8 protein-coding genes are annotated in these 7,795 nt (G+C 63.2%); 6 read left to right on the forward strand and 2 right to left on the reverse strand.

The features are described 5' to 3' along the window. Positions 1-85 precede the first annotated feature (85 nt). Entirely contained in the window at positions 86-1,237 is a 1,152-nt protein-coding gene (gene mltB / locus P0D96_RS30675; RefSeq protein ID WP_408317173.1) for a lytic murein transglycosylase B, read from the reverse strand. Between the two features lie 295 nt (positions 1,238-1,532). Here mltB and P0D96_RS30680 point away from each other — a divergent pair, with 295 nt between their 5' ends. Next, on the forward strand, positions 1,533-2,456 hold the full coding sequence (locus P0D96_RS30680) for a histone deacetylase family protein (RefSeq protein ID WP_408290162.1): 924 nt from the start codon (positions 1,533-1,535) through the stop codon (positions 2,454-2,456). Positions 2,457-2,522: 66 nt separating this feature from the next. Continuing rightward, entirely contained in the window at positions 2,523-3,335 is an 813-nt protein-coding gene (locus tag P0D96_RS30685; RefSeq protein ID WP_408180603.1) for an enoyl-CoA hydratase, read from the forward strand. Between the two features lie 11 nt (positions 3,336-3,346). Here P0D96_RS30685 and P0D96_RS30690 read toward each other — a convergent pair whose 3' ends face one another. Continuing rightward, the gene (locus P0D96_RS30690; RefSeq protein WP_408317175.1) at positions 3,347-4,252 is read right to left on the reverse strand and encodes an alpha/beta hydrolase; all 906 of its coding nucleotides are present in this window, start codon (positions 4,250-4,252) and stop codon (positions 3,347-3,349) included. 241 nt (positions 4,253-4,493) lie between these two features. On the opposite strand from P0D96_RS30690, the gene P0D96_RS30695 reads away from it, so the two are divergent. The 4 genes from P0D96_RS30695 to P0D96_RS30710 form a co-directional block, all read left to right on the forward strand. Beyond that, the gene (locus P0D96_RS30695; RefSeq protein ID WP_132373516.1) at positions 4,494-5,528 is read left to right on the forward strand and encodes a methionine ABC transporter ATP-binding protein; all 1,035 of its coding nucleotides are present in this window, start codon (positions 4,494-4,496) and stop codon (positions 5,526-5,528) included. After that, positions 5,518-6,171, forward strand: a complete 654-nt coding sequence (locus P0D96_RS30700) for a methionine ABC transporter permease (protein ID WP_132373517.1) — start codon at positions 5,518-5,520, stop codon at positions 6,169-6,171. Before P0D96_RS30695 ends, P0D96_RS30700 begins: the two co-directional genes overlap by 11 nt. Before the next feature lie 34 nt (positions 6,172-6,205). Next, positions 6,206-7,003, forward strand: a complete 798-nt coding sequence (locus P0D96_RS30705; RefSeq protein ID WP_132373518.1) for a MetQ/NlpA family ABC transporter substrate-binding protein — start codon at positions 6,206-6,208, stop codon at positions 7,001-7,003. A gap of 237 nt (positions 7,004-7,240) precedes the next feature. Further along, on the forward strand, positions 7,241-7,795 hold a 555-nt coding region (locus P0D96_RS30710; protein ID WP_408317177.1), incomplete at its 3' end, for an electron transfer flavoprotein subunit beta/FixA family protein.

The following is a 7,795-nucleotide window of genomic DNA, read 5'->3' on the forward strand; positions in this document are numbered from 1 at the left end:
GCTCGCCAACGAAAAAGCGCCGGTTCAAACCGGCGCTTTTTCATTTTGTCGGCTCGTGAGGCGCACCCGGCGCCCGCATTGCCGACTATTGCGAAGCCGCAACCGGCGGCGCCGCGTTGTTGACAGCGTTGTTCGTGGCGTCGCCGGCTTCCATCTGCGCCTTGACCCGCTGGCCCAACTGATACACCGCGAGCGCGTAGAAGAAACTGCGGTTATAGCGCGTCAGCACGTAGAAGTTCTTCAGGCCCAGCATGAACTCGGTGCCACGTCCCGGTGAGGGCAGATCCACCACCGTCACCGGCGTGCCGGCCTCCGACGCGATATCGACGTCCGGTTCGTTCAGCAGCAACCCGGCGCGCAGCAACTGACTGAGCGGCCAGTGCGGCTCCGGCTGGCCGTCGGCGGCTGCTTGCGCGACGCCCAGGCTGCCGGCGTCCGAGCCGATCTTCCACACCACCGGCCGGCCGTTTTCCCAACCGTTCTGACGCAGATAATTCGCCACGCTGCCGATCGCGTCCGCCTGGCTCGTGCGCAGGTCGATCTGTTTGTTGCCGTCGTAGCTCACCGCGTATTGGACGATGCTGCTCGGCAGAAACTGCGGAATGCCGATCGCGCCGGTGTATGAGCCGAGCACCGTGGTCGGATCGATCTGCGAGTCGCGCGTCCACACCAAATAGTCTTCGAGATTCTTGCGGAAGGTTGCCTGGCGATCCGCGCGATTGGCGGTGTTCGGATAGTCGAAGCTGAGCGTGGTCAGCGCGTCGAGCACGCGGAAGTTGCCCATGAAGCGGCCATAAATCGTCTCCACGCCGATGATGCCGACGATCACTTCCGGCGGCACGCCGAACTCTTCATAGGCGCGTTGCAGCGTGGCCTGGTTCGCGCGCCAGAAGCGCACGCCGGCATTGATGCGGACCTGGTCGAGGAAACGCGACTGATACACGCGCCAGTTCTTGACCGACGGCGAAGGCGACGGCGTCGCGAGCTTGACCGCGGTCGCCGAATAGCTCACGCCGGCAAAGAGTGAGTGCAGCGCGGATTCGTCAAAGTCGTAGCGCGCGACCATGTCATTGATGAACGCATTGACATCGGCATTGTTCGCGTAGCGCTGCGGGATGATCTCTTCTTCAAACGTTTGCCCTTGTGGCACCGCGGGTTGCGGTTGGCCCTGCGCGAGCAGCACCGGCGGTTTCTTGCCGGCGCTTTGCGCGATCGCCGGACTGGTTGCCATGAACATGCACGATGCGACGGATAGTGCGGCGGCCATGGTTCTGGTACGTAGCCGGTTTCGTGCAGACAGAGCAAGCTTGACGGTCATAGTGAGCTAAAGGCGCGTGGCGCAGGAGACAAGGGAAAGACGGGGAAAAACCGATCGGGGCAGTATACCCGACGCCTCTGCGCAAAACTGTGCCTGACGCGTGACAGCCGCATCGTGTGGTAACTTGATGCATGTTGGCGCGCCGAGGGCGCGCGTCCCTGGATGGAGACATGCCGCGCGCGCTTCGAAGGCGTGACGCCGCAGAAAGAGAATCATGGCAACAGGCTTCTATTCCCACGCCGACTGTCTGCTGCACGATATGGGGCAATGGCATCCCGAATGCCCCGCGCGTCTGCAGGCAATCGAAGATCAGTTGATCGCGAGCCGCATCGACTCGCTGATCGAGCGCGAGTCGCCGCCACTCGCCGACGATGCCGCGCTGCTGCGCGTGCATACGCAAGCTCACGTCGATTACATCCGCAGCCGCTCGCCGGCTGAAGGCATGGCCGAAATCGATCCCGATACGACGATGAACCCGCACACCTTGCAGGCCGCATTGCGCGCGGCGGGCGCCGCGGTCGCCGCGACCGATGCGGTGATCGAAGGCCGCTACGACAACGCCTTCTGCAGCGTGCGCCCGCCTGGCCACCATGCGGAGCCGGCGCGCGCCATGGGTTTCTGCTTCTTCAACAACGTCGCGATCGCCGCGCGTCATGCGCTCGAAGTGCACGGCTTGCAGCGCGTCGCGATCATCGACTTCGACGTGCATCACGGCAACGGCACCGAAGCGGCTTTCTCGGGCGACTCGCGCGTGCTGATGTGCAGCATCTTCCAGCATCCGTTCTATCCGTTCACCGGCGCCGACAACCAGGCGCCCAACATGTGCAACGTGCCGATGCCGGCGCGCTCGAAAGGCATGGCGGTGCGCGAGGCGGTAGACCTGCTGTGGCTGCCGCGCCTGCATGATTTCAAGCCGGAGATGCTGTTCATCTCGGCCGGTTTCGACGCGCATCGCGAAGACGACCTCGGCAACATGGGCCTCGTCGAAGACGATTACGCCTGGATCACCGATCAGATGCGCGATATCGCGAAGCGTTATGCGCATGGACGGATAGTCAGTTGCCTCGAAGGCGGCTACAACCTGTCCGCGTTGGGGCGCAGCGTGGTCGCCCACGTGCGTTCGCTGGCCGGGATCTGAGCCGCTAAACCGCTGCGCCGGTGCCGCGCGCGGCGCCATCCACTCAAAACGCATTAGGAGCGAGCCATGAACGCCGATGCGCGCAACAACGCTTCACTGGTCGAAATCGAGCACGGCGCGTACGGGGTGCCGGGCGTCGTGCGTTTGACGATGAATCGGCCCGACGCCTTCAACGCGCTCTCCGAAGCCTTGCTCGACGACCTGCAGACCGCATTGAGCGAAATCGGGCGGTCGGACGCGCGCGTGGTGGTGATCGCCGGCGCGGGCAGGGCGTTCTGCGCGGGACACGATCTGAAGGAAATGCGCGCGGCACCTTCGTTGGCGTATTACCAGGCGCTGTTCGCCCGCTGCACGAAACTCATGATGACGATCCAGCGCTTGCCGCAACCCGTGATCGCGCGCGTGCAGGGCATCGCGACGGCGGCCGGCTGTCAACTCGTCGCGATGTGCGATCTGGCTGTCGCCGCCGACACGGCGCGGTTTGCCGTCTCGGGTGTGAACCTTGGGCTCTTCTGCGCGACGCCCTCTGTGCCGCTGTCGCGCAACCTGTCGCGCAAAGCGGCGCTTGAAATGCTGCTGACGGGCGATTTCATCGATGCCGCCGAGGCGAAGCAGCAAGGTCTAGTGAACCGTGTGGTCCCAGCAGATGCGCTCGACCCGGAAATCGCGCGGCTCGCCACCAGCATCTGCGCGAAGCCCGTCGAAGCCGTGAGCGCCGGCAAAGGCCTCTTCTATCGTCAGTTGGAGATGGGTATCGAAGCGGCCTACCAACTCGCCGGCCAGACCATGGCCTGCAATATGATGGACGAATCAGCGCTCGAAGGCGTGCAGGCGTTCATCGACAAACGGGCGCCCGACTGGAAGCATGACGCGAGCTAGTCGCGCGTCGCTCAGGCTTTAAGCACCACCCGTTTTTCAATCCACTCGATCAACGCGCCGATCACCCGATCGCGGTCGATGTCGTTCATCGTCTCGTGATAGCTGCCTTCGTGCAGCGTAAGCGTCTTATCCGGCGAGCCTGCGTGCTCACCGAATTCGCGGCTGCCTTCGGGTTCGGTGAGCTTATCGGCGGTGCCGTGATAAACCAGTAGCGGTACCCGCAAGTCCGCACGGCCGCGTTCGATGCGCGCCATCGCCAGCAACAGTTCCGCGCCGGTGCGCGCGGGAATCGCGCCGTGATGCACGAGCGGATCGTTGCGATTGGCGTTCACCACGGGCTGAAGGCGCGAGAGCAAAGCGGCGTCGATTTTCATCGCCGGGAAGCTCGGGTAGAGACGGCTGATCACCTGGCTCAGCTTCAGCATCCAGCGCGGCACGTCGCGGCCGGGCGCAAGCGCCGGGCTCGACAGGATCAGACCGTTCAGGCGCCGGCCGCTCGCGTCGAGGCGCTCGACCGCGTACAACGCGGCCACGGCGCCGCCCATGCTGTGGCCCATCAGGAAGAGCGGGGCGCAACTTTGCGCCGCGGCGTCGAGCAAGGCTTGTGCGTCCAGCAGATAGTCGTCGAAGCGCTTCACGTACGACCGCTTGCCGGGCGCCTGGCCGTGGCCGCGCAGATCGATCGCCACCAGTTCGATGCCGGCCGCGTTCAGCCGCGCGGCCAGCGCCGCATAGCGGCCGGCGTGCTCAGCGAGCCCGTGGAGCAACGCGACCGTGGCGCGCAGCGGTGCGGCGGCCGGCCAGCGGTACAGCGGCAGGTCCACGCCATCGCTGGTCGTGACCGACGAGCGCCGCGGCTCGCCAGCGTTGCGGTTGCCCGCGACTGGCCGCGGATTGCTGCGTTGAGATGTCTCCATGGCTGCGCGCTTATCCTGATTTTGTTCCGCCCGATCATAGTCGCAGCGATAGTGCGCGCGCGAGCATCTCGCGCGGAGCGAGCCTCTAATGCCCACAGGTTATGAAAAGATCGTAATTGATTATTAAAGGGAATGACGACGCTGCGGTAGAATTGCGGGCTCAAATCCCAATAAAAGTAACGGCGGCCGCTTGTCGGGAGCACACAACGCTCGCTGACAGACTCCGCCGTTTCGTTTTTCCATGATCGAAATACGCAATATCTCCCAGCGGTTCGCCGGGCCCCGGGGCTGGGTTGAGGCGCTGCACAACGTCAATCTGTCGATTCCGGCGGGCGAGGTGTTCGGCATCATCGGCCGCAGCGGTGCGGGCAAGAGTACGCTCGTGCGCACCCTGAACCTGCTGACGCGCCCGAGCGAAGGCAATATCGTCGTCAACGGCCGCGATCTGACGACGCTGCCCGCCGCGCAATTGCGCGAGGCGCGCCGCGAGATCGGCATGATTTTCCAGCACTTCAATTTGCTGTCGTCGCGCACGGTCTACGAGAACGTCGCGCTGCCGCTCGAACTCGCCGGCATGAAGCGCGATGAGATCGAAGCGAACGTGCTGCCGCTGCTCGAACTGGTCGGCCTGTCGGCGCAGAAGGACCGGTATCCGGCGCAGATCAGCGGCGGCCAGAAACAGCGCGTCGGCATTGCACGCGCGTTGGCGAGCAAGCCCAAAGTGCTGCTTTCCGACGAAGCGACCTCCGCGCTCGATCCCGAAACCACGCGCGCGATTCTCGACCTGCTCAAGCGCATCAATCGCGAACTGAACCTCACCATCGTGCTGATCACGCACCAGATGGACGTGATCAAGCAGGTCTGCGACCGCGTCGCCGTGCTGGACGCGGGCCGTGTGGTCGAAGAAGGCAAGGTGATCGACGTGTTCCTGCAACCGCATCACGAAGTCACGCGCGCCTTGATCGGCGACGTGATCGCGCAGGAACTGCCGCCCGCCATGAAGGCGCGCGTCGCGGAGCGCCTGAAGACCGGCAGCGGTCACTTGCTGCGCCTCGCGTTCACCGGCTCGGGCGTCGATCAGCCGATCCTGTCGGAAACGATTCGCCGCTACGAACTCGACTTCAACATCCTGCACGGCCAGATCGATGAGATCCAGGGGCAGGCGTTCGGCTCGCTCGCGGTGCTCGCGGGCGGCGAACCGACGAAGGTAGCGCAGGCGCTGACGTATCTGCGTGAACAGGGCGTGGTGGTGGAGGAGTTGTCGTATGTTGAGTGAAATGTTCGATATGTTCGTCCAGTCATTCTGGGAAACGCTCGTGATGGTGGGCATTTCCGGACTGGTCGGCGCCTTGGTGGGTTTGCCGCTCGGCGTGCTGCTGTATCTGACGGACCGCCAGGGCGTATTGCAGAACATCGCCGTGAATCGCGTGATGGGCGTCATTGTGAATGCGGTGCGTTCCACGCCGTTCATCATCCTGCTGGTCGCCGTGATTCCGTTCACGCGTCTCGTGGTGGGTTCGTCGATCGGAACCGCCGCCGCTGTCGTGCCGCTGACGATCGCTGCCGCGCCGTTCATCGCGCGCCTGGTCGAGACCGCGCTGCGCGAAGTGGATCGCGGCCTGATCGAAGCAGCGCAAGCGATGGGTGCGACCACCAGCCAGATCGTCTTCAAGGTGTTGCTGCCGGAATCGCTGCCGGGCGTGGTCGCCGGCCTGACGATCACGTTCGTCTCGCTGGTGGGCTATTCGGCGATGGCCGGCGCGATTGGGGGCGGCGGGCTTGGCGATCTCGGGATTCGCTATGGGTATCAGCGGTTCCTGCCGGAAGTGATGTTGACGGTCGTGGTGATCCTGATCGTCTTCGTGCAGTTGGTGCAGTCGTTCGGGGATTGGCTCGTGCGTCGTTTGAGCCATAAGTAAAACAACAAAGTCGATAGTTTCGGAAAGGTCCATCATGCAACGTCGTTTCATTCTCAAGCTGGCGGCCGTGCTCGGCGCCGCATCGCTGTTCGCCGCCAACGCGGCTCACGCCGAAGACACGATCAAGGTCGGCGTCACCGGCGGTCCGCACGCGCAGATCATGGAAGTCGTGAAAACAGTCGCGGCGAAGAACGGTCTGAACATCAAGATCGTCGAGTTCTCCGACTACGTGCAGCCGAACGCCGCGCTCGCCGGCGGCGATCTGGACGCGAACAGCTACCAGCACGACCCGTATCTGCAGGCGCAGGTGAAGGACCGTGGCTACAAGCTGATCCGTATCGCGGACACGGTCACGTACCCGATGGGCATCTATTCGAAGAAAGTGAAGACGCTGGCCGAGCTGCAGCCGGGCGCGAAGATCGCGGTGCCGAATGATCCGACCAACGGTGGCCGCGCGCTGCTGTTGCTGCAAAAGCAGGGTCTGCTGAAACTGCGCGCCGACGCGGGCCTGAAGGCGACGCCGCTCGACATCGTCGACAATCCGAAGAAGCTGAAGATCGTCGAACTCGACGCCGCGCAGATTCCGCGCTCGCTGAACGACGTGGACGCCGCTGCAATCAACACGAACTTCGCTATGGAAGCGGGTCTGAAGCCCAAGCAGGACGCCATTGCGATGGAAGACCCGAAAGGCCCCTACGTGAACATCATCGCAATCCGCGAGGCGGATAAGAATAAGCCGTGGGTCGCCAAGCTGGTCGCGGCGTATCATTCGCCGGAAGTGAAGCAGTTCATTGAAAGTAAATTCGGCGGGTCGGTCATCACCGCGTGGTGAGCCGGCGGCCTCCAGAACAAGCAAGACACGACGGCGATGCAAAATTTGAGTCGTAGGTCTTAACCCGGGGTTGCCACCCGGGTTTTTTCGAGATTAAAATAGAACGACCGTTCGATATTGCCGTCACGCCACTGAGGAGCGATATCCTCCTGCTAGAGCGCCCGCGACAGGGCTGCCACGAGGGCAGTCGTTATAATGTTCGTTGGGTTGACGTATTCGTAACTTTGGAGCGTGTGCATGAAAATCCTGGTGCCAGTCAAAAGAGTGGTCGATTACAACGTGAAAGTCCGGGTCAAGTCGGACGGCACGGGCGTCGACATCGCGAACGTGAAGATGTCGATGAATCCGTTCGATGAGATTGCGGTTGAAGAAGCGGTGCGGTTGAAAGAAGCGGGCGTGGCGACGGAAGTGATCGCCGTGTCGGCGGGCGTGACGCAATCGCAGGAAACGCTGCGCACGGCGCTGGCGATCGGCGCGGATCGCGCGATCCTGATCGAGTCTTCAGTGGAACTGCAGCCGTTGGCCGTGGCGAAGCTGCTGAAGGCGCTGGTCGACAAGGAGCAGCCGCAGTTGGTCATTCTCGGCAAGCAGGCGATCGACGACGATTCGAACCAGACCGGCCAGATGCTGGCTGCGCTGGCTGGATTGCCGCAGGCGACGTTTGCCTCGAAGGTTGTTGTCGCTGACGGCAAGGCGACCGTTTCGCGTGAAGTCGACGGCGGTGCTGAAACGCTGTCTTTAAAGCTCCCCGCAGTCATCACCACGGACTTGCGCCTGAACGAGCCGCGCTAT

Source organism: Paraburkholderia sp. RL17-347-BIC-D, assembly GCF_046027915.1.
Classification (GTDB): Bacteria; Pseudomonadota; Gammaproteobacteria; order Burkholderiales; family Burkholderiaceae; genus Paraburkholderia.